This window comes from Pseudomonadota bacterium (genome assembly GCA_039028935.1).
Lineage (GTDB): Bacteria > Pseudomonadota > Gammaproteobacteria > Steroidobacterales > SZUA-146 > SZUA-146.
The window spans coordinates 1-20,455 of record JBCCHD010000032.1; the positions used below are offsets into that span (position 1 = coordinate 1).

The 20,455-nt window shown below is 52.7% G+C and carries 27 protein-coding genes; 4 read left to right on the plus strand and 23 right to left on the minus strand.

The annotated features are described in order from the left end of the window. The 4 genes from AAF465_13445 to AAF465_13460 all read right to left on the minus strand — a co-directional run. On the minus strand, window positions 1-399 hold a 399-nt coding region (locus AAF465_13445), incomplete at its 3' end, for a hypothetical protein (protein MEM7083729.1). After that, a complete protein-coding gene (locus AAF465_13450; protein ID MEM7083730.1) occupies window positions 396-1,184 on the minus strand; it encodes a tyrosine-type recombinase/integrase in 789 nt (262 codons plus the stop codon). The genes AAF465_13445 and AAF465_13450, both read right to left, overlap by 4 nt. Then, a complete protein-coding gene (locus AAF465_13455) occupies window positions 1,177-1,437 on the minus strand; it encodes a hypothetical protein (GenBank protein MEM7083731.1) in 261 nt (86 codons plus the stop codon). Before AAF465_13455 ends, AAF465_13450 begins: the two co-directional genes overlap by 8 nt. 120 nt (window positions 1,438-1,557) lie before the next feature. After that, on the minus strand, window positions 1,558-2,172 hold the full coding sequence (locus tag AAF465_13460; protein ID MEM7083732.1) for a hypothetical protein: 615 nt from the start codon (window positions 2,170-2,172) through the stop codon (window positions 1,558-1,560). 363 nt (window positions 2,173-2,535) lie between these two features. Here AAF465_13460 and AAF465_13465 point away from each other — a divergent pair, with 363 nt between their 5' ends. From AAF465_13465 to AAF465_13475, 3 genes are all read left to right on the plus strand, one after another. Then, window positions 2,536-3,000 (plus strand): hypothetical protein, encoded by a 465-nt coding sequence (locus tag AAF465_13465; protein MEM7083733.1) that lies wholly within the window; start codon window positions 2,536-2,538, stop codon window positions 2,998-3,000. Between the two features lie 170 nt (window positions 3,001-3,170). Next, window positions 3,171-3,479 carry a hypothetical protein gene (locus tag AAF465_13470; GenBank protein MEM7083734.1) on the plus strand — a complete coding sequence of 103 codons (309 nt, stop codon included), beginning with the start codon at window positions 3,171-3,173 and terminating at the stop codon, window positions 3,477-3,479. An 18-nt stretch (window positions 3,480-3,497) separates the two neighbouring features. Then, a complete protein-coding gene (locus AAF465_13475; protein ID MEM7083735.1) occupies window positions 3,498-3,971 on the plus strand; it encodes a hypothetical protein in 474 nt (157 codons plus the stop codon). A 276-nt stretch (window positions 3,972-4,247) separates the two neighbouring features. Here AAF465_13475 and AAF465_13480 read toward each other — a convergent pair whose 3' ends face one another. The 3 genes from AAF465_13480 to AAF465_13490 are packed head-to-tail and all read right to left on the minus strand — an operon-like array spanning window position 4,248 to window position 5,690. Next, window positions 4,248-4,496: a hypothetical protein gene (locus AAF465_13480; protein ID MEM7083736.1), complete on the minus strand. Its 249-nt coding sequence runs from the start codon at window positions 4,494-4,496 to the stop codon at window positions 4,248-4,250. Next, entirely contained in the window at window positions 4,493-5,278 is a 786-nt protein-coding gene (locus AAF465_13485; protein ID MEM7083737.1) for a hypothetical protein, read from the minus strand. Before AAF465_13485 ends, AAF465_13480 begins: the two co-directional genes overlap by 4 nt. A 10-nt stretch (window positions 5,279-5,288) precedes the next feature. Next, window positions 5,289-5,690, minus strand: coding sequence for a hypothetical protein (locus tag AAF465_13490; GenBank protein MEM7083738.1), 402 nt, complete (start codon window positions 5,688-5,690; stop codon window positions 5,289-5,291). A 1,419-nt stretch (window positions 5,691-7,109) separates the two neighbouring features. On the opposite strand from AAF465_13490, the gene AAF465_13495 reads away from it, so the two are divergent. Beyond that, window positions 7,110-7,301, plus strand: coding sequence for a hypothetical protein (locus tag AAF465_13495; protein MEM7083739.1), 192 nt, complete (start codon window positions 7,110-7,112; stop codon window positions 7,299-7,301). Between the two features lie 56 nt (window positions 7,302-7,357). Here AAF465_13495 and AAF465_13500 read toward each other — a convergent pair whose 3' ends face one another. The 16 genes from AAF465_13500 to AAF465_13575 form a co-directional block, all read right to left on the minus strand. After that, a complete protein-coding gene (locus tag AAF465_13500; protein MEM7083740.1) occupies window positions 7,358-7,714 on the minus strand; it encodes a hypothetical protein in 357 nt (118 codons plus the stop codon). Between the two features lie 262 nt (window positions 7,715-7,976). Beyond that, entirely contained in the window at window positions 7,977-8,915 is a 939-nt protein-coding gene (locus AAF465_13505) for a methyltransferase (GenBank protein ID MEM7083741.1), read from the minus strand. Between the two features lie 232 nt (window positions 8,916-9,147). Next, window positions 9,148-9,345 carry a carbon storage regulator CsrA gene (gene csrA / locus AAF465_13510; protein ID MEM7083742.1) on the minus strand — a complete coding sequence of 66 codons (198 nt, stop codon included), beginning with the start codon at window positions 9,343-9,345 and terminating at the stop codon, window positions 9,148-9,150. 10 nt (window positions 9,346-9,355) lie between these two features. Then, window positions 9,356-10,729, minus strand: coding sequence for a fused MFS/spermidine synthase (locus AAF465_13515; GenBank protein ID MEM7083743.1), 1,374 nt, complete (start codon window positions 10,727-10,729; stop codon window positions 9,356-9,358). Continuing rightward, complete coding sequence (locus tag AAF465_13520; protein MEM7083744.1) at window positions 10,726-10,986, minus strand: hypothetical protein; 261 nt, start codon at window positions 10,984-10,986, stop codon at window positions 10,726-10,728. The genes AAF465_13515 and AAF465_13520 overlap by 4 nt, the downstream gene beginning before the upstream one ends. 230 nt (window positions 10,987-11,216) lie before the next feature. Then, window positions 11,217-12,122: an ArdC-like ssDNA-binding domain-containing protein gene (locus AAF465_13525; protein ID MEM7083745.1), complete on the minus strand. Its 906-nt coding sequence runs from the start codon at window positions 12,120-12,122 to the stop codon at window positions 11,217-11,219. A gap of 657 nt (window positions 12,123-12,779) precedes the next feature. Beyond that, the gene (locus AAF465_13530; GenBank protein ID MEM7083746.1) at window positions 12,780-13,505 is read right to left on the minus strand and encodes a hypothetical protein; all 726 of its coding nucleotides are present in this window, start codon (window positions 13,503-13,505) and stop codon (window positions 12,780-12,782) included. After that, entirely contained in the window at window positions 13,471-14,181 is a 711-nt protein-coding gene (locus AAF465_13535; GenBank protein ID MEM7083747.1) for a hypothetical protein, read from the minus strand. The genes AAF465_13530 and AAF465_13535 overlap by 35 nt, the downstream gene beginning before the upstream one ends. After that, a complete protein-coding gene (locus tag AAF465_13540; protein MEM7083748.1) occupies window positions 14,178-14,537 on the minus strand; it encodes a hypothetical protein in 360 nt (119 codons plus the stop codon). Before AAF465_13540 ends, AAF465_13535 begins: the two co-directional genes overlap by 4 nt. Next, window positions 14,537-15,007: a hypothetical protein gene (locus AAF465_13545; GenBank protein MEM7083749.1), complete on the minus strand. Its 471-nt coding sequence runs from the start codon at window positions 15,005-15,007 to the stop codon at window positions 14,537-14,539. The genes AAF465_13540 and AAF465_13545 overlap by 1 nt, the downstream gene beginning before the upstream one ends. Continuing rightward, complete coding sequence (locus AAF465_13550) at window positions 14,991-16,262, minus strand: TrbI/VirB10 family protein (GenBank protein ID MEM7083750.1); 1,272 nt, start codon at window positions 16,260-16,262, stop codon at window positions 14,991-14,993. The genes AAF465_13545 and AAF465_13550 overlap by 17 nt, the downstream gene beginning before the upstream one ends. A gap of 14 nt (window positions 16,263-16,276) precedes the next feature. Further along, window positions 16,277-17,134: a TrbG/VirB9 family P-type conjugative transfer protein gene (locus AAF465_13555; protein MEM7083751.1), complete on the minus strand. Its 858-nt coding sequence runs from the start codon at window positions 17,132-17,134 to the stop codon at window positions 16,277-16,279. A gap of 14 nt (window positions 17,135-17,148) precedes the next feature. Further along, window positions 17,149-17,976, minus strand: a complete 828-nt coding sequence (locus AAF465_13560; GenBank protein MEM7083752.1) for a VirB8/TrbF family protein — start codon at window positions 17,974-17,976, stop codon at window positions 17,149-17,151. Between the two features lie 13 nt (window positions 17,977-17,989). After that, window positions 17,990-19,021 (minus strand): type IV secretion system protein, encoded by a 1,032-nt coding sequence (locus tag AAF465_13565; GenBank protein ID MEM7083753.1) that lies wholly within the window; start codon window positions 19,019-19,021, stop codon window positions 17,990-17,992. Continuing rightward, window positions 19,006-19,572 (minus strand): hypothetical protein, encoded by a 567-nt coding sequence (locus AAF465_13570; protein MEM7083754.1) that lies wholly within the window; start codon window positions 19,570-19,572, stop codon window positions 19,006-19,008. The genes AAF465_13565 and AAF465_13570 overlap by 16 nt, the downstream gene beginning before the upstream one ends. Next, window positions 19,572-20,453, minus strand: a complete 882-nt coding sequence (locus AAF465_13575; GenBank protein ID MEM7083755.1) for a hypothetical protein — start codon at window positions 20,451-20,453, stop codon at window positions 19,572-19,574. The genes AAF465_13570 and AAF465_13575 overlap by 1 nt, the downstream gene beginning before the upstream one ends. Between the last annotated feature and the right edge of the window lie 2 nt (window positions 20,454-20,455).

The following is a 20,455-nucleotide window of genomic DNA, read 5'->3' on the forward strand; positions in this document are numbered from 1 at the left end:
CGCCCATACTAACAGGTCTTCATCCACGTTGTTGATGCTAGCGAACATGCTGGTTTGCAAGATGCTAAATTCGTTGGGATCAAGCAACTTTTGCATAAAGTTCGACCCGTAGCCAATCAACACGACAAGCCCGATCGCGAGTGCAATGCCAATAAGTTTTAAGGCGAAATATCCAACGATCGCACCGAGGATGCCGCCAACGATCGTTCCGGCCGTCGCGGTCGTGTAAACGATCCCACTCGACCACCCCTGGGCGACGGCAAACGAGTATGAGTATTCACCAGCAAAGAATGCAGCGATCAGAAACAACCCGGCGATCCAGCCGTTGTTGTCGTTCTCCGAATCTGAGGGCTTCTCCCCGCTTTTATGAATTAACCAAAGCGGTATCAAGTCCTTCATTGGGCGTCCTCTAGCGCCGGCGTCGCCGGCGCGCCCAATGTCTGACGACGATACTGCACATGCCGCATGAAGTGGCCGGTCTCGGTGTTCAATACCTTCGTATAGATCACCGTCGATTCAATATTCTTGTGGCCTAACCAGGCTTGCACAATATTGACCGGCACAAAGTGAAGGATCTGATTCACAGCAAAGGAATGTCGGAACGTATGGGGTGTCGGCCGAAAGGGAAGCTCCAGGTCGGCCGTCCATTTGTCGATACGGTTCTGCACGGTTTGTGGGGTGACTGGAAAAAGGCGATCTTTCTGCCCTGGCCGATGGGTGACGATGAAACGCTTAACGCGTTCGAGGAATTCAGGATCTGGTGTCGGGACAACTCGTTGCAGCGCCCGGGCGTTGACCTTTTTCGGTCGCCCTACTTTCTTCTGCTTCAACGTCTCAAGAGAGACTTCTTCGTATTGAAAATCGAAGTGTTCTGGCGTGAGCGCGAGCATTTCGCTTACGCGCGCACCGGTATGCCACAACACATCCAGCATTAAATAATGGCTGTCGTCGAGTGTTGCAGCGAGCACGCTTTCAATCTCCGGAAGCAACAGATACTTCGGTAATTCCGGATGCTGCTTGAGCGCAACCGGCCGTCGATCGATCAGCCGTTCCCAATTGATGTCAACGATCGCTTGCGCATCGAATAGGCGCGCAGCGTTCACCGGATGCAACACATCGGGTGAATTCACTGGCACAGTAGAATGCACTGGAACGACGGCGTTGCCGTCGACCAGGCTATTCATAGTATTGCTCGGCGTCGCGGTAATCGCCGCCACGAAGATTCGTATCGCTGTAGCGGGGACCGCCAGCGGAACGGAAGTAAGCGCCAAGTAGTCGCTTCGCGACGAGTCCGACCACGATCAGGCCAAGGCCGATGAGCGTATAGGTAACGAACTCGGTGAGATCCGCGTCGAAGCCAGGGAGCTTGCTGATCAGCAAGGCACCGACCAGGACGACGAGCATTGCAACATGCAATTTAATGATCAGTTTGAACATGAAGCACCTCCTTTGAGTCGGTTAGTAAAATCATCGTTATTCATTTGGCCTCCTAGCGTTGAATAACACATTCAACGGTTCAACCATCAATGGGTCCCGTTGAGTGTTACGAAACGCGGGTCATTTCAATTCCAAATACCCTTCCCTTTGCATCGTCTCCTGCATGTCCGCGTGGGTAGAGCACTCTACCCCGCCGACTGTCCATTCGTGGCGCGGCTCTGAACGCGCCTCGAGCATCAAAATACACAACTTCGTATCAGCAACATTGGCCGTCACGCGGTACTTGTTGCTGCTATCCAAATACTGAATATCGATGATTTGCGTTATCGACTCGCCGATGACTTGGAAAACAAAAGCGGGCCGTGGTTCATCGATCGGCACTGACCATTGCTGTTCAAGGGTATCGAGCGGCACGTCTCGATCGCCGCAGTCTTCGCCGGCGGCGAGCCAGGTGTGTTCACCGCTGGCTTGATCGGGAATCAGTGCAAAGGCGAATTTGCGATGGCCGACGTCTTCGATCGTCGCGAGCACTCGATAGCAATCACCGGCATCGCTGTCGGGCGCTTCGTCCACCAGCGCAACGCTCTGCCCGATGACTCGATAAATGAAATCGTAGTCCGGCTCGATCTCGTACCAAGCTGCTTCGGATACATATGGATTCCGAGCGGGTTGCTGTGCCTGTGCAAAGCAGGCAATCAACAACGTCGTCGAAAGCAGTAGCGATCGTGCAATCATGTCGGGTTTAGGCCATCGGCCTCCTCAAGCGTTTTTTCGGTTAATTCAGTCCAATATCGTCCAGTCCGCCAAAAATCTTAACATTATCTCTAGGATAATCCCAAATCAGGTGTCCAATAAATCCGCTCGAGCGGATCCCTGCAGGACGCCGGCGCCGGCGAGCTCGCGCGGATCCACCAGCTGACCCCGTGGCGAAGGCCTCCGTCACGAAACCCTGCAATTTACAGGGTAAAACGCAAATCCTGAACGCAGGATGACAAAGCTGGAAAATCCGAAAAGAGCGAGCAAAGTGGATTAGGGATTCTATAGAGTATTCCCTAAATGCGAGTAGAATAGGAAAAACGCGCCTACAGGAGACTTTCGATGAAATGGATCGCTCACCACGGAGCATCGCTCAAAGCATTTCACCAGACCCCGGCTCTGGTCGACGTCTACGTGTGCGAATCCGATTTGCACACCTACCTCGTCCTGGGTGAACGTTGGGACAATCCGGCCGCATCGATCACCAACAACTTCCAGCCCTACGCGACGCAGGTCATGGAATGGCTCGATATCGATCCTGGTCGAGTGATTCTACTCGAGCTGTATCGTCGGCCGGTCGATCATCCCCGTTACTTGAATCAGGACGAATACACACTCGATCTGTTCTGGCCTGATAACAAGCCCGTGTTCTCACAGCAGAAGTGGCGACCGCTTAATGACGAGCTGCGCGAGCGCATTTTGACGACGCTGTGTGAGCAACACCAGGTGACATTTTCATACGAGTACAAAGAACTCGATGTTGATCCCTGGGACATACCGGGAAACCAGTCGGGCCAATTCGACTGATTCGACGCGAATATCGCGCCGCACAGTGCTCTCAAATTAAAAAAGCAGCATCGTTCCCCCAACGAGAACACACCAGCGCTTCATTTGAAGCGTGTTTTACGCGTGAAATCGCGAATTCCGTCTCTAACGATTCTGAGTAAGATAGTCCACTGCGCCTACCAGGAAACAACATGCAAGAAACAATCGCGCTCAAGGATCGAATCGTCGCGGAGTACACAGCAAGACGCCAAGGTTGCCTATCGCCGTTTATGACAGTGAATGGCATTGGATGGGGAACAGGGTTCGGGATCGCCTATTCAGGCGAGGCCGATCGAGTCATGCACAACGCAGCAAAGTTGCTGCTGCACATGGCGAGGCTTCGCATCGAGTCAGAAAGCACAGCGGATGAATTCGAGGCCGCAATTGAGGCAATAGTCGATGGTGACGACAGCGACTTGAAAGCCGATGCGCGTGTGCTCGTCTCTTGCATTGCTGGATAGATCGTTCAGGCTAGTCCGATGAGCATTGCAATCGAAAACAACACGGGGTTTGCAGAAGCAAAGCCTGTTGTATACGCCCTACTCTTACCCATCACGTTGCTGGTCGTGGCATCGTTTATGCCCTTTATTTTCAACATCCATACCGGCGTCATCGTCGCCGGCTTGAGTTTCCTAGCAACGTTTTTTTGCTTGAACGCAGTTCAAGAGCGAATCGTATCGATGCCGCACGACGTGGGGCTTCGGTGGATTCGCACACCGCTTTTGATCTTCGTTGGGGTATGGTCGATCGCTCTTTTGGTGGCCGACAAGACGCAGAGTTTTATCGCGATCATGCCTGCATTTGCGCTATCCGTTATCCCAGGATTGTGGCCACTCTTAAACCGATCCGAAGAAGGTACGCCAAAGCCAAGACGCTTGAGCTACCTATCGACGTTCTGGATTGGTTTTCTGGCCTACATGATTTTGGTCGCGTCCGGCGTACCGTCCTGGTAGAGCCTCACCTATTCGCCGAATAGATCACCGATCGGGGGATTGTCCGGATCGTCGTAGCAAACGTGGCAATAGTAGTTATTGTCACGCTTCATGCGAGAAAACATCAGACCGTTTGGAAGCGTGGCCCACTGGCCGCTGCCTACAACGTTAGGATCGTTGGTGCAGACGTGGAGGATGCACCGAGGGTTAGAGCAGAATTTGGAGTCTTCATAAAACATGGTCGCCAGTCAGCTTGCATGTTTTTGAAGGCGACTGCGGCAACCGGCCGCACACTTCTCACTTAGCGGTTTCGATCCAGCGTTTGCGAAAAACGTGTTGAAAGTGATTTAGCTCCATGAAGACAGCAATCAGGAACGCGCCGATGTAGAGCGGTACGGCCCAACTGGTTGCACCGAACAGCGCGAGTAGCGACGCGACAAAGATAACGTCCATGCCAATCATGGCGGTTTTCTTCATTGGGCCAATGATTGCTTTGGTGCCCATGACTATGAACATCACTAACATTGCGAACACAAATAGAATCATGTCTCTTTATCCTCATCGTTTTCTGTATCGTCGGGTTCGCTCAGTTCTTCAAACACGCAGTCTGCTTCCTGCCCTTTCGGAGTGACTTTTGCACACTCGAAGTCACTTGCAGTGAAGCCGTCCATTCGCCGACCAATAAATAAAAGTATAGGCACGCCTCGCGCATCCAGCTTTTTGTATTCACGCTTTCCACGCGTCGAGGTTGTGATGTCGAGCACCTTATGGGCGATTCGAGCATCAACCAGGTGCGCAACAGCTTCGTCACACGGGGCACATAGCGGCCCCGTATACACCGTAACGATGCCCTTCTTCGCATAGAATGGCGGCCTGTAAATACTGTGCTGAACACTGTCCAGCACCGGCACCATGCCATTCTCAAGCGCACCCCGAACTTCGTTTCCCGCGTCTGTTACCTCTTTCAATCCTTCGTTAACTGCTTTGAGTGTATCGAGCAGCGTTCGTTTCTTTTCTTCTTGCGCAATCGCGAGCTCGTTGACACCGAACACGATGCTAATCACTACAAAGGCCATCGGCAGAATGCGGGAAATCCTTAGACCGATGCTCTTAAACACGGGCACGACGCAACGTAAGTATCCTTTGTGCAGTGCGTACCATGCGCCCGTTATGACCAGCGTCGCCAGCCACCAGGCCGGCGCGCCCGGGCGCAACCAGGTCAGCTCGAGACTCGAGAGCGACAGCGTTGAAATGCCAATCGCGGTGATGAAACCAAGCGCTGCGATTGACAACAAAGTTAAGGCGATCGTCCGAAAAGAATACGTCATTGCCGTGTCTCTACTGAGGCGCATTGGCAACAAGCGAATCGGTAGTCATACCGAAACGGCGTGATGTTGCGAAGCGAATAGCGATCGTTGCGATTGGAATCGACACAACGAAGGCAGCTAAGTTAAGCCAGCGTTGAGCGTAAAGCTCTATCAAAATCCGGTTGTCTTCGGCAACACCGGGGAACGCCAATGCCGCGTAGGTTTTGTCGATCGGAACCCAAGAGACAGCAAAGTACATCAATGCAACGATGCCCATAATGCCGAGTGCCCCGCCTAGGAACATGACGATTTGATGCACACCGCGAAGCGGTTGCTGAGTTGTGTAGACGAACCAGGCCAGCGAGCCAAGAGCAGCAGCGAGGATCACTGTACCGAGAAGGACGAAGATTGCTGACACCATGCGAACGCTCACTTGTAGGCGCAAGAGCAGTCAGTTTAAGAGCAATACCACAATATTGCAATTACGCAACGGAATAATCGGGAGTGGTTTGTCGGCGGGACCTGCGGTCCTCAAACCACGACATTTATTGCTGCCAAAAAGAAAGACAATCCGAGGATTGCCTTTCTGAAAAAACCTGGTGCTAAAAAGCGTTAGGTGTTTTCGGGGTGTTGATCGGCGAACTCATCGTCATCGTCTTTGTGAGACAGAGAAAAGAGATAGCCGATCAATCCAACAACGGCGCATAAGCCTAAGCCTAGTGCGATGTACGCTGGAATATTCACATAACTACCCTACCTTTTACTCTGTTTTGTCTTACGTGTTCTTCGTGGCCGAGTTAAACCAACGAACAACAAGACGATACCGACTAGCACAGGTATAACGCCGATCCAGTCTCCTTTTAGCATGATGGCTAAGAGTCCAGATCCGACGAGTACCAGGCCCAACTTTCGACTATCTTCCCGCAAGGTTTTTACGGAAATCAGTCGGCGCTTTCGCAACGCTACAAAGAGTCGACCAAGTTTAGAATCTAGCATGATGTTTCCGATCTTTTGCGTAGAACAGAAACCCATCCGAGAATGCCTGAAGGCATCCGTAAACGAATGGCCTTCAAGTCCTACTAGGTTCTTTGAGCACTATTGCTCACTGACCATTATACGCCCGATTTACGGGGTAGTCGAAGTGCTCTGAGGGGCCGGAACGGTCGCCACAGACGCCTCATAGACCGCGTATGCGCCCTCTGGCGTCAGACAGCCGTGTACGTGCCGATCGGCCGGTAGATCGCTCCAGGAGACGCTTACAGCGCCCTCCTCCCCGATCCGGCTTATGTCGACCAAACGCACCGGCCTCGCCCCTGGGAGCGTGCGTGCGTGCTCTCGGTTGATGAAGCCGAGCCAGCGGACAAAACGGCGCTCTCCATCGGGCAACAGGTATCCAACGGTCTCCGAGCGAGTCTCGTCGGTGAGCTGGATATTTCGCTTGTTCTGCTGTCGATTCAATACGAGGCCAATCATAGGCCGGGTACTGTATACGCATACAGCTTCAATCGTCCACGATTGCGAGCTAATGGCGGGCCTGGGTTCGAGGCTCACAGCGTCCTATCGACGGTGTGAACCTGGCCGTGGGTAGGCGGGATTTGATGCGATCCGTCTTTCACCATGCCGGACACATGCCAGTCTTACTTCGCCGTTTCGATACATCGCCGCGAGGTCATGCGGGTTCGCCGCGTGCCCCGTGGGGTTGAATAAATGGATGGGGATCAAAGAGCGACGTGCTTGCAGTCAATCAGGCCGTGTCCTCGCTACGCTGCGGGCCGCACCAACCTGGTGACAGCTTCGCTTATCCGGCGCTCTGCAAAAGACCCCACATTCAACCAACCACGGAGCAAGACTCATGGCTAACAAAAAACCAGACCTTTACGCTTACACGATCATCGAGACTGCCGGCGAAGAAACCAAAGACTTTTGGCAACGTGTCGGGTCAGCATGGAGAAACCAAGACGGTTCGATCAACGTTTCACTGAACGCCCTACCCGTCAACGGCCGGTTGCACATCCGCGAGCCGAAGGCGGACGATGAGAGCTAACCACTCTCACCAAGTGCCCCCCGCTCTTTAGCAATCGGGCACTTTGAATCGGATGGTCAGGGCATAGCCCTACCATTCGATTCCACGTATTCACACAGCTTCTTAAACACGCGCTTACCTTTTGGCGTGATCCGAATCGAGCGATCCCGCGCGTTACCATGTTTGGTCACTGTCTCGACCAGCCCAGGTCCCTTCGCTTCTTTGTCAGCGCGACCTTTACCAACGTGGAGCATGGCCTGAACCACGCGCGCGTATTCCTGGTTGCGCGAGCCTCCGGCAACTTCGGCCATTGTTTTACCTTCGTGCTCGACGAAAAACATAAAATCGCGCAACTGAGAAATTTTGATAATGCCTGACCGCTCTAGGCTATCGAGTAACTTGTGAAGGTCCGTGAATTCACGATTTCCATTCATTGCTTTTATTCCTTTTCCATGGAAGTCGTCGTTGGCTGATCCGGCCAAGGGCCTAACACTGCATCGATAACTTGGAGCCAGTTTAACCGCCTAAACGCGGGATTCGTATGTGTCGCGAGTGACCGCCAGAAAAGGAATATCAGTTGATCTTCTTGTTTCCGTCCTCTACACCATAGGTGCCACTCACCTTTCAGCGCCATGCGCTGTTGTGGCGCTAGAGGCGTCTGCGTCTCTAGCCACCACGTAATAACATTGCACCCGATCACGCGACCGCCTCAAATAAAGAGCCTTGCTCGCCCGTGCAATCTCTGTCGCGAAAATCAACACAAGCCAGCTCAACAACGGGCTTAACGCCCTTCCAAGACTCGGCGCAAAAGCTGGTATCAATTCCCATGCCAATGTCTAAGGCCAAACCTGTTTGCTCACAAAACGCCTTGTACTTATCCGACTCTCGCCGCTCAAAGCATTGGACACCGGAATATTGAAAACCGCTTGATTGCTGCGGGATGATAAAAACGCCTTCGTCTGCGATCTCGCTCGCAACGTCAATCACTTTGAATTCGGCTTCGCCGCCGTGATAACGCACGCCTTCACTGCCTCGAAAGGTTCTGACGCGTCCGAACGGTGGGTTACTGATCGCGCTATGAAACCGGCCTAGCTTGCGCAACGCCTCGACGTCCGTAACGTCCATGCAAATCCAGGTCGCTTCGGGAACCAGCTTCTTTCCAATCCGCACATACTCGGGATTGATCTCGACGCACGTCACGTCCGCGCCTCGATGCCTCAGCAGCGTTGTATAGGCCAGTACGCCAATACCCGCGCAAAGGTCGATGATCCGCCGCCCTGTGTTGTCTGGTGCCGTACCAAGCTCTAAAGCAGCTTCCCACGCCAAATCCAACGGCGTAAAAAACGCACCGGCGTCGCCGTTGATGGTGTTCGCACCTTCATGGTAATTCGCAAAAACAAACTCTTTCTCGTCGTCTGTCAGTACGTCCTTGTCCAGCAGTTCCATTGCCGCCTGATGATTCCGTGATTCTTGCTTAGTAAGTTTAGCCATTGCTGTTCCCCTCGGTTTCGTGTGTTGAGCGTGAGCGCCATGCGCCATCGCTCCTGCACGACTGGCGAAGTCTGGGGTAGCAAATGGAAAGGGAATGGTGCGGGATGGAGGCCGCTGGTGCGGCCCGCAGCGCAGCGAGGACACGGGCAACGACTGACCCGGTTGACCTTGAAATGCGCGAGTGGCGAAGCCCTTAGCAATTCTTGAGAGCGCGTGAATACGCGCGTAAAACAGGTAGGCGAAAACAACATCGCTTTCGCGTTGTTGGCCTAGCCCTATGGCTTTATTCCTTGACGGTAGACTGCTTAAAGCAGACTGCTTACCGCCGTTTGTAGGCGCGGGATCAAAGATCCCCAAACGGCTGTGCATGACACTCCTATTTGTTGTGGCGATCGCCGGGAGCCGCTCGCTGCTCTCGGTTCACGCGATCTCGAATTTCCTCTCGATCGACACGCATATCGCGTGGTGCTTTCGTTCCAAGTCGTACTTGGTTTCCTTTGACGCCGAGTACCGTGAGTTCTACTTCGTCACCTATGCAAATCGTCTCCCCGATTCGTCTGGTAAGAATGAGCATAAAGCCTCCATTAGAAGCTCGAACTGTCGATGGAGGCACGGGTATCGCTGTCGCGATAAATCATGCGGTAGTCGTCGACGTCTGAGCTGCGACATTCATAAAGTTCAGCCTCTACAGGAACGAATGGGCGCGACAACTGCGTTGTCGTGCATCCTGAGAAAGCGGCTCTGATGGTGTTATCGAAACCACGCCTGAACCGCGTGATCTCGTCTTTAGGCATGATGATGTTGACTAACACCGTGCCATTTTCAGTAAGTCGTGACTTGACCAACTGAAAATACTCGAGCGTGAGCAAGTGGGATGGAATCGAGGTTTCGTGGCTGAATGTGTCTAACACAATCAGGTCGTACGAAACGTCACTTGCAAGCAAGAACGCTCGCGCATCGGATACGGTCAGATCGAAGTCTGGCGAATCGATGCCAAGAAACTCTGCGCCAATCTCGTTGAGCGCAGAATCAACATCAACGAACTTTATCGTTGTGTCGGTAGTATCGCGGCCGCGGCCGAAGGTGAAACCGCCAGCTCCTAAAACCAGTACAGATTTTGGCTTGAGCGCATCGCGGCCTTTGAAGGCGCGATCTTCAAAATACTCGATGTACTGATGGCCTTGGTCATTCGCGTTAGTACGGCTTGCAGAACTATCGTTAATGTCTAACACAAGCGCCCCGTCAGCCATGTCGACGGTGCGGTAATTGGCGAACGGAGTCGTTCGCATAAATGTCGAATTCTCAAACGCAACGTTGAGAAAAACGACAATCGCACTGACACAAAGTGCGATGACAAACTTGTACTCGGTGCGCGTGCTTGGGATCAATAAGTAGGCGATCAACAAGAGCGCCGAATCAATGGCGATGGCCCAACCAACGCCGAGGTAATACATGATGACCAATGTCGTCAGCAGCCCACCGACGACGTTGCCCCAGGTGCTTAGATTCAGGGCATTACCGGCTTGCTCTGAGGCGTGCTCTCCCCGCGTGTAGTTAATCAAAATAACGACCGTCTCAGCCAGCAAGTAGACGATCGGCGCGAGGATGATAAGGACATAGAAAGCGACCGCGACCAGTTGCGGTAATACCTTCAAGGTGTATTCAAAAAAGAATCCAGCCGCGACATAGGAAAGCCCGACGCCGGCGAGCAGCGCGACCGCGCCCAGGTTGCGTTGCAGTCGAGCAGCGTGTCCGTCTTTCAGCAACCCACCACGCCAGTAGCCGGTTGCCAGCGCAGCAAGAAAACCCGTAACAACAAGGCTGGTGATAATAGTATTCGAGCCAACGAAGGGAACCAGTTGGCGCAATGCAATCATTTGCAGAGACACGCTCACGAAGCCTTCCACGATCAATATGCCGATCGTGAGTTCGCGAGTTAAGGCACGTTCGGTATTCATAAGAACGGCCAGTCCGGATGCAACGCTTTGAGGATTTGCGGATGAAGCGGGAACGTTTTTGGCGATCGATGCTCTTGGGATTTAGATCGGTTCTTATGCGAAAGGCGCTGAACAAAGAGATAGGTATCGTCACGCTTGACCAGCTCGCCCGATCGGATCTCGCCTAACGAAGAAAGCGCGGCGCGCTGCTTTGCCGCGTAGTCGTTGTAGATCGATTTATCGATGTCGGTAGGCACGGCCATGCTTACCAGCTTCACGACTTGTCCGTTTCTAATCGCGGCCCAATGTTGTCCTAAACTCTCATCGCTCAAGTAGTGCCTCCACGCTGAAAAATATGAGAAAGGATCACCCGAAGGTGATCCTTTCACAAAACGCCAAATCCACGGTCGCTCTAAAAAGAGTTCGGTGGAACGCCGTAATGGTTTCAGCCGGAGCCTAACCACAGTCCAAAACCTCGCCGCGCGAGGGCTAATGACTGTGTGCGCGATCATGCGACGTCTGTCTTGCGAACGGTTTGTTCGATCTCACCGCCATTCATAAGAAAGCGATGAGCAAGAGACGCAGCCGCAGCAGCACGAAAAAAATAACGCTCGTCGTTCTCGAGTGCGGACATCCAAGATTGCAGATAGGACGCGTGATCGTCGTACCGCCCTTGAATGCCAATCTCAGCACAGCCAAAGGCAGCACCGAGTTCCGCAACAAGTTCTTCAAACGCTATGGCTTTCTTATCGCTTTCAGCTCCGGTAATTCGCGGTCTCGCCAGTCGGCTTTTGTGACCAGTCGAATGTATCAATTCGTGGATTAGAACCCCTGCATACGCGGGGCCATCTACGAATTGCCGAACCAGGTGTACTTCGTCCGTCGAGGGCCTATAGAAACATCTATTCCCTCCGCGCACGATGCACAAGCCAGTGGCTTTGCAGTACACAGAAGCGATTTGGTCTACTGCGTTAACGATCTCCGTTTCTTCATACTCGCGAATCTCCGGCTGTTGAGGTAAGTCCTCGAGGCCGTCAATCTGCGCGATGTTGAAAACAGTGAAACGCTTCAACATTGGAAAGGATTGTTCTTCCGTTCCGCCGTTGGGTGTATCTACTTCACGCGTGAGCGTTTTGTAGTACACGCAGCCGACACCTTTTTCGCCTTTTCTAACTCGCCCACCGAGCGCTTGCGCTTGCTTGAAAGTAAGCCACGCGTTGTGCTCGTAGCCGAAATCATCCATCGCCATCCAGAGAATGACGATGTTGATGCCTGTATAGCCGTCTTTCGTCGACCAATTGAACGGCATCGTTGCTACGCCGGTATGCTCCCATTGTTTCCGCCAAGGCAGATCACCAGATTGCATACGTTCGAGCAGTTTGCGAGTTAAATCTCGCTGCACATTAGTAGTCATGTTGTCTTCTCCAACCCCTGAAAAGCCGAGGTGCGCGCGACGCCGGTAGGCATCTACAAATGAAGGGTACGATGCGCCCCTCAAGTGTTCAGTTGTCTAAACTGGTCACCTCCTGATCCGAGTCGTGTCGAAGAAGGCACGAAGTTCGAGTGCGTATCTCATCATCCGTTGGGCGTTCGTCAATAAATGCGTAGGTTCCGTTGTCATAAAACTGCAAAAATCCCCATTCAATTTCTGCATCGGTTTGGTTTAACTTCGGTGGATGTTTCCACCACACCAAACGTTCTGTGACAACAAGTTGATCCTGATCGCCCATTTATAAACTTCGTCGATAATATTAGTTCCAGATCGTTAGCAATCAGTGTTCATCAATTCGTCCGACAGGTATAAACTCGTCAGCAGCCCTTAGCTGTGCTCGCACAGCTTCGGGTTAGGAGGTCTCGACCCTGTAGGCGCAGGTAGAGGCCTCCGCCTTTCCCTGCCCAGGGGCGTTGTGGTGAGAAAGGACCCGGTTGAAATGGGCTTGCGCTTGCTCAAGCACCTGATTTCGGTCGGGTCCTGTGAAAGTAATTTCATCGCCACGTACAGTCCTGCTTACTGACCAAAGCCCATCTCTCGTAGGCTTTACATCATTGATTTTCAGACGAATCCCGACCATCAATTGTTGCCTGCTAGTACGTCCTCGCAAAGCTGCGGGTTGTCTTCACAGATCGGGTGAACGAAATCGGGCGCATCCCCTTCGTCCTCGTCCGAAGTATCGTCCTCGGCCAGCGCGTCATCGCACAATCCGGGGTTATCGGCGCAGATCGGCGGTAGATCGTCGTCAATGGGGCCTGGCTCAAGCTCTGAGCAGTCCGCTTCGGGGTTTTCAAGGCAAGCCTCTAGCTCGGCCTGGGCGAGCGCAGCGGCTTCCTCAGCGGCTTCATACGCCGCCTCGTCTTCCTCTGTGGGGCACAGATAGGGAGCGTCGATACAAATCTGAGGGGTCAAGCTGAATTCCGCTGGTTGAGGGCCAGCCGAGTACGCAACCGCCTCCGGCGAGTTTGCTTCGGCATAGGCCAAAGCGTCGTTCACAGCACCGTCGGACGTGTCCCAAGACGGCAGTCGTGTGCAGTAGGACCGAACATGGAAATGGCTTCGGTGACGCTTGAGGTAAATCAGCGGCGGTTGCCAGCATTTGACGAATACCGATGGGCACTCACCTAGAACGAATCCAGTTGTCGCGCACATCAAGAATGCGCTGGCCATGTCCTTCTTGTTGTCGTCGTCGAAGTCGTATGGCCCTGCAACAGCAGGCGGCGCAGAGAGGGCAAAACACAGTCCTAAGACTGTGAGTAGTCCGGCAAATCTACGTGCCGGTCGATGCGAGTTGAGGTTGTTCATACTCGGCCTCCTTATCAAAGTCGAATGGGGTTAGAGATAGAAGATAACGACCGTTGTGCTCACCGGTCACATAAACCAAAACGCCCTTGGGCGGCGCCAACGAATCACGATGGCTGCCCCATGAAGCGGTTTGATGAATTACAGTCTTATCGATGCCCTGGCCGATCATCCAGTTGGTGACGGCCTCGGCGCGTTGCTGTGCGAGTTTCGCCGTTCCGACAAAACTCTGTCCATGCGAGTGACCCATCACCACGTAGTGATTACCGTCTTTGTGGTGCTTCACGATGTCACGTAGCACCGGCAGTCGTTCACTCGGCAGCACGGACGATTCGTTGTAGAACGGAATGTAGAACGGGTCTGTGACGTGGGGTACTGACACAATGGCTGCTGGCTTCGCATCAGCTAAAGCAGGTTGCGCTTCGCTAACCTGGGTTTGAGTCGGGACGCGATCACCGGCGCGCATGTCGCGGGTAATGGCGGCAAGCTCTGCTTCTCGAGACGAAGGCGCTGCAGACGATTGCGCACCGGACTTCGGCACGGTCAAATCGCGATAAATGATTCGCTCATTTTGCTGCGACTTATAGTCTCGGGATTTGTAGTCAATCGGATCTCGCTCAACGTTCGTGGCACACGACGCAAGCAAAAAAGTGGTAAGAACAAGAGCAAAATATTTCACTGTGCGCCTCCTAGGAAAAGCTCAAAAGAGACGAGCTTGTGTTCGTTGTCGATTACTACTGCTTGATCGTCCAGCGTAATAGCGAGAAGTGCATCTTCAATAGTCATTACGCGGCCGTTCGGAAGTGCAGCGGGTAGCGATTGCAAAGCGATCGCACTGGCCTCGCGCGGCGCATTACCGCCTAACGCAAGTCGGTAGCCATGTGGTTCTAAGAACCAGTCCGCGGCCTGGGCGACAGTGGTGATATGGCTTGGCAGCTCAAAGCGCACTTGAGCTTTTAATCCAGCGGAAGACGCGAACGCACTCGATGAGATAAGCCAAGTTGACGCTAGAGCGATAATCAGAAAATTCTTCATTACGACAATACTCCAGCAATAATTAGGGTTAGATAGACACCAGTCGCGATAACTGCGCTGGTCACGTATTCCATTCGACGCTTGATGATTTCGTTCTCGCGGGATTTGCGAAAGATCGGCCAAAGGCCGGTCAGCATGGCAAGCAAATAACCGGGCAGAATTTTTCCGATGCTAGTGAGGTCATCGAACGTAACTAAAGCGATTAGCCAGGTAAGGGTAAGCGCCGTGAACGGGAAACTCACACAAACCTGTGCGGGTCCGTATGGCATTTCCTCGATGTTCTGTTGAACACGATTTAGGAAAAAGAAAGTTGCGGCGCAAGCGAGCACCGCAACAGGTACGCCAGTGTGGATACCCCACACTGTTGGGAGGAATGAAGCAAGCACAAACAACGTCATCGGTGGCAGTGCCGCGAGGACAACAGGCCGTGCGATGTCGAAGTAAGATTTCACCTCAGCGGTTGCTAGCATAATCCTGTCCCACGGTTGCCCAAGGCGTGATGTATAGTTCCTCGGCTATGTAGACGCGGATGGGTGTACCAGGTCGCAACGTAATCGTTGGCACCAGACGCAAATACTTTTGCGCAAGCGGGGCAAACTCACGTCGCGCCGACTCGCCTATATCACCGGCAAACGTATCATCGCTATTGAAACCAGTACCGGAACGGCTGGTTTCTGAGCTCAAGACAGCGTAAGCAGCAACACCCAGGAATTGCGCAAGGAAATGTCGGTTAACCTTGTCCTTGACGGCCGCAACGCCTTCTCGATCCAAAGCGTATTGACGTGAAAAGTTCAACTTGTGGCCGTTGGGCAGTACCACCCAATTCACGGTCAAAGCCATACGCGCCTGGATCGGCTCGTTGACGTTACTGATTCGCAGCGATCGACCATCGATCGTCGAACCTTTCGGAATCAGAATATAACGATTGCTCACGTCGTAAACGTCTTCAATGATGCGAGCACGAAATGGACCCACGTAATCACTAATGATTTTCTGGTCGAGAACACCTCGAATGACCGTCGTTACCGGCAAAAGTTTCTGGCCTTCTTGTGGCAGACCGTCAACGGAGTTGGAACGGGTATGGCCTAGCTCAAGTGGTATTTGCGGTGCAGCCGCAGTCGAGCCAGCAGCAGGAATAGCGCGAGCGCCGCCCTGCTCTATCTGCGCCTTGTAAGCGTTCGCGCGAGCGATTTCACGACGGACATTGGCAATCGTGTCGTTGACACTGGCCTGCCGGTTCGGGGTCAAATCGGCCGTTGAAGCCGTCTGTATTTGCGGTCGTGTCGAAGGGGACTCGAAGCCTAAATCAAGATCGTAGTCATCGTATCTAGCGAGCCGGACGCGCTCTAATTCCTTTTGCTGCCACTCGTCAACTTGCGGCTGTGCAACCGGTGCGGGGTTGTTTTGCTCGTCGCGCTGACCGCGCAGGCTTTCAATCAAACTCTCGCGGGGATCTTCATCGCGGGTTTGCTGATTGCGTTCCGCTCGATTAAGGCGATTAAGAAAGTCCTCATCTTCTTGTTCTGGCGACTGGCGAGTATCAACGGGTCCTCGCTCTGTTTGTTGCGTCGTTACCTGTGTGCCGCCGCCGACCAAACGCATGATCGTGCCAATACACAACACAATCAGGAGCGCAGCAAGGATGAAAATACCAGTTCGTTGAGCCTTACGATTGTACGTTGAGGGTTCTTCCTCAATCGTTTCGTCTCTGTCATTGATAGCCATAGTTGCGCCTCAAATTAGTAAGCGCCGCTAGTAGCGGAATCTTCGCGAGTGACAGTGATCTTCGCTTTGTTGTAGCGAAGGACGAATTCAGGGTAAAGGCCAGCGAGTTGATAAACGAGTTGATCTGAATCGTAGTCGTACTCGATCAGTTCTTCCTTGTCCTGAACGATCGCGGTGATCTGCATCAGACCTTTGTTATCGGTGTTAATCCGAACATAGGTCCAGCGACCGTCGTCCCATACGTCTGTGACATTCGATTCGTTGAAGAAAGATTTGCCGCCCTTCCAACTGTATCGGGTATAGATTTGCGTGCGATAGGCGTGTAGCGCGTCGAGCGTCGCTTGCTCGCCGGCTTGCCGAGCTGCTTGCACTTGCTTTCGTTGAAATGAGAGCTGGTTGCGGAGCTGCCCGTTCTCACGTTCAACCTTCGATTCCCAACCCATCAGTTCGCCGCCGTCGATACCCTGTTCAGCGACAATGCGGACGCAAATATCTGCGCCGGATTTCACGCGCTTAACGAGGAAGTCATAGGACGTATTGGATTTGCTAACGGCCGTGACGGTTGTTGTCCCACCTTCGTTGTTGCCGAAATTCTTGGGCTTGATAAACAGGTGAATGTTCTCCCCGTCTACGTCCCAAAGCTGCGGACTACCAGGCACAGGTTTGCCCTGAATAGGCTCGGGCAAAATGATGTGCGTGCGTTGATGCAACGAAGCGGTCACCGTATAGAGCTGGTACGGTTGCCACTGAATTTCACGACAAGGCTGAACGTCAGCCGCATGTGCGCTACCTACTACCAACAAGGTTAACGCGCCGAACAACCCCTGTAAGGCCGAGGTGCGCGAGGTTAATTGAGCGAGTCTACGTTTCATGTATGGGCCTCCCATTACTGATTGTCCGAAAAGTCTTCGTTCTCTTGATAACTCACGATCTCAAGACCGATAGGGTTTTCTCGCAACCATGCAATGCCCCCATCTTTGTTTGTTATCAGGTTGATTTCGCGATCGGTCATCAATCGCCATTCGATAGTGATGAATTTCTTATCTGGTGCGCCCCGCTCTGCGCCGGTTGGCAAGAACTCTTTGCGTTGCACATAGATATTCGTTCGGTAAACAGTCGACTGAATGCCGCCAGCGAAAAGGGCGTTGTTGTCCTGGTCGAAGTGGTCGATCACACCGACCTCATAAATGACGGAACCGTGTGAACGGTTGCTACGAATATCAGCGGCGCGCTGCGCCGCGTTAAAGCCTGTCTCGCTAGTGAAGTCCGCCTTTAGGCGTGGCGACAAGAATTCCATTACATAGCCAAAATCGGAGCGGATCGTTTCTGGCTGTTCGGAGAATCTACGACGCACCCATTTGCTAAGGATCGATTCGACAGTCGCACCAAGATAGGTGCGCTTTTCCTGGGTCTCAGAGAGGTCGATATTCCACGTACCGGAAGGGTCCATCTTCACCCAAGCGACTTTGTAGTTAGAAGCGAGGTCAGAAGACATCTGCGTGAGCTTGAACGCCATGACGAGTACAACAACGATCAGGCCAAGGCAAATGAGAAACCAACGATTCCGATCGGCCGACAACTCGGCCGCTCGAAGAACGTCCTTGGCTCTGCCAACATCTTTGGCAGTACGAGGCTTTACGGAATTCTCGTAAGCCTCGTCTTGGTCTACTTGTGGATTCAATTTAGTCACGGTTGCCCTTTGTTGTGTTGCCACTTTGATTCACCTCTTAGCGGGATGTCGCAGCAGCTCGCCTCGCTGCACCGCCAAAGCCTAGGGCTGCGGTACGCGCAATAGTTCCAACGGCCTGACCAAAGCCACCCACCCCACCAGCTAACGCGGTTGCGAAGCGGCCAGTAGAAATCAGGGAGAGGATTGCAATAATCAGGAGCGATAAAAGACCGCCGATTTCATCGACGTTAGGAATCGGGAAAGCCCGATCCGGTCCAACTGGCGAATCTAACGGAAGTCCGAAATAACTCGCGAAAAGCACCAGAACCAGAACAAGATTCACACGCGCTATCACGGCATAAAGTAAAAAGCCGACCATGAAACGAAGCCAGCCATCGAACAAGAAAGCAGTTCGCTCAAAGAGCAAAAACGGAATGAACATCCAGCCGATGAGTTTCGATAGTGCGAAACCCCATACCGCCCAGGCGACCGCGAAAAACGCCAAAATGCTAAGAATCAGCAGCGTTCCAGAAAGCAACATCGTCGCGAACGCAATCTTAATGCCGTCCCAAATACTGGTGTCTTCGTGGGTAATCGCAGCAATGATATTTTGAATGTACTCGGTGACAAAAAAGACATCACCAGTCCCAACGATAGGCTCTTGAATGGCGGACGCAAAGTCCCCCGACCAACTGAATAGAGCCGATGTAACCGGCCCGTAGAAATCAAGTAAGGCACGGACAATGGCGATCAGAATGATCGCCTGGAAAACATCGATCAGTTCACCGGCAAGTAACATGTACTTGGCGATGACGGTAACAAGTTTGTAGATAACCCCGAATAGAAAGAACGCCTCGATGAAGGCAGCAGCATTAGAGCCAGGTGCAAGAACGGCATCCAGTAAATCCTCAACAGAGTCCAAGAACGTACCGAATGCTGTGTGCGCATCGCCGTAGTCTGAGTAGTCACCAGCAAACGCAGTCGGAATGAAGAACACCAAGTACGTGATGACGGCGGCCGAAATAACCGCGAAGCGGTTTATGCGCAGTTCGATGGCGCGTTGCTGTATAGGGTTCAAGGGAGTTTGCATCGTGAATGCCCCTCCCCGAATATTTCTTCGCAAGCGGATACCAACTCACGTTTGTTGGTTATAGCGATGATGTTCTTAACTTCTATGATCTCTACGTTTAAGCCCTGACGCGAAATGACACCAGCCGGTTTGTCACCGGCAAAGTAGTCGCGTGACGCTTTGTACGCGCTCTCTAGCTCAGTCAATAAAGCGGTCAGCGCTTTACGGTCGAGTGGCAGGTAGTTGAGTCGCACGAAGTCAATCGTTCCACGCAACCGACCAGCTCTTGTGAATTGCTTGCTAACGTCTCCTACACATTCCGTTTTCTTGAAAAAGTTTTTGACCTCACCACATACAGCGTCAATCACCGCTTGCTTGGCGTCTTCTTCTTGTTTGAAATTGGGATCAAAAGGCTCTCCATCGTCATTTCGCTCGAGACTGTAAGAGACAGTCGAGGCTAGATTGAACTCGCCTAGCATAAGCGGCTCGTCGTTAGCTTTCGGATCGTCGCCGGTATCCGCGAATGCGGATACCGACATCAGAAAAGCGATTAAATAGAGAGCGGGTTTCATTACAGGCCGTACTCGTCTGCAAAATTGTCGTAGCCAACGCCATCATTGGCTTGGCCGATGGCACCTTGTACACGCAATCGCTCTCGTTCGACCGACCGGGCGCGTTGTTGGTTTATCAACAAGCTCGTTGGCTCATAAAGTTGCAGCTCTTGGTTTCTCTGTTGCATCGCAAGGCTCTGTTGCTTCATCTGTAGCAACTGAATCTGTGCGATCATTTGCAACGTGGCCAAGTCAGATTGTTCGCCTAGTGAAGCGGCAGCCGCTTGGACAGACGTAATCTGATCGTCTAGCTCGACCATGCGAGTAGTGTTTCTTGCAACGTTTTCGTGTTGTGCTGCGTAACGACGATATTCGAGGTCCATACGCTCCAAACGCTGGTTCATTGCATCCAACTCACCAGCGGGAACGTTAAGATCATCCTCGTAAAAATCCGTGACGTCGGCGGGTATAGGTGAAGCTAACCCTTGGTTTTCGAGAATTTCACGTAGGTCAGCCTCGTAGTCGCCATCGTCGGGATCGAGAATTTGAGTTAGAGAAATATCGGACACCTCCGCCAACTCGCGTTCAACTGTAGCGATCAACTCGTTCCAATCGTCACCGGAAATAACGTCTTGCAATTGCCGTATCTGATCCAGGTAATGCTCGTACTCCTGCAGAACCTGGGTGTAGTCAGTAATCATCTGCGTTAGCTGGCTGGTCGAAAGCGCGGTCTGTTGTATAGCCTCAACATAGTCCGCAAGTTCTTGAACGTAGCCGACAATGCTTTGAGCAATGTGGGCGATGTCGACGACCGGAAAGCCGGACGCCTGTGCTCTTTGAACCGGGATGACTGGCGTGATAACCATCATCGCAATCATCATCGTGCATATAAATTTGCGCATGG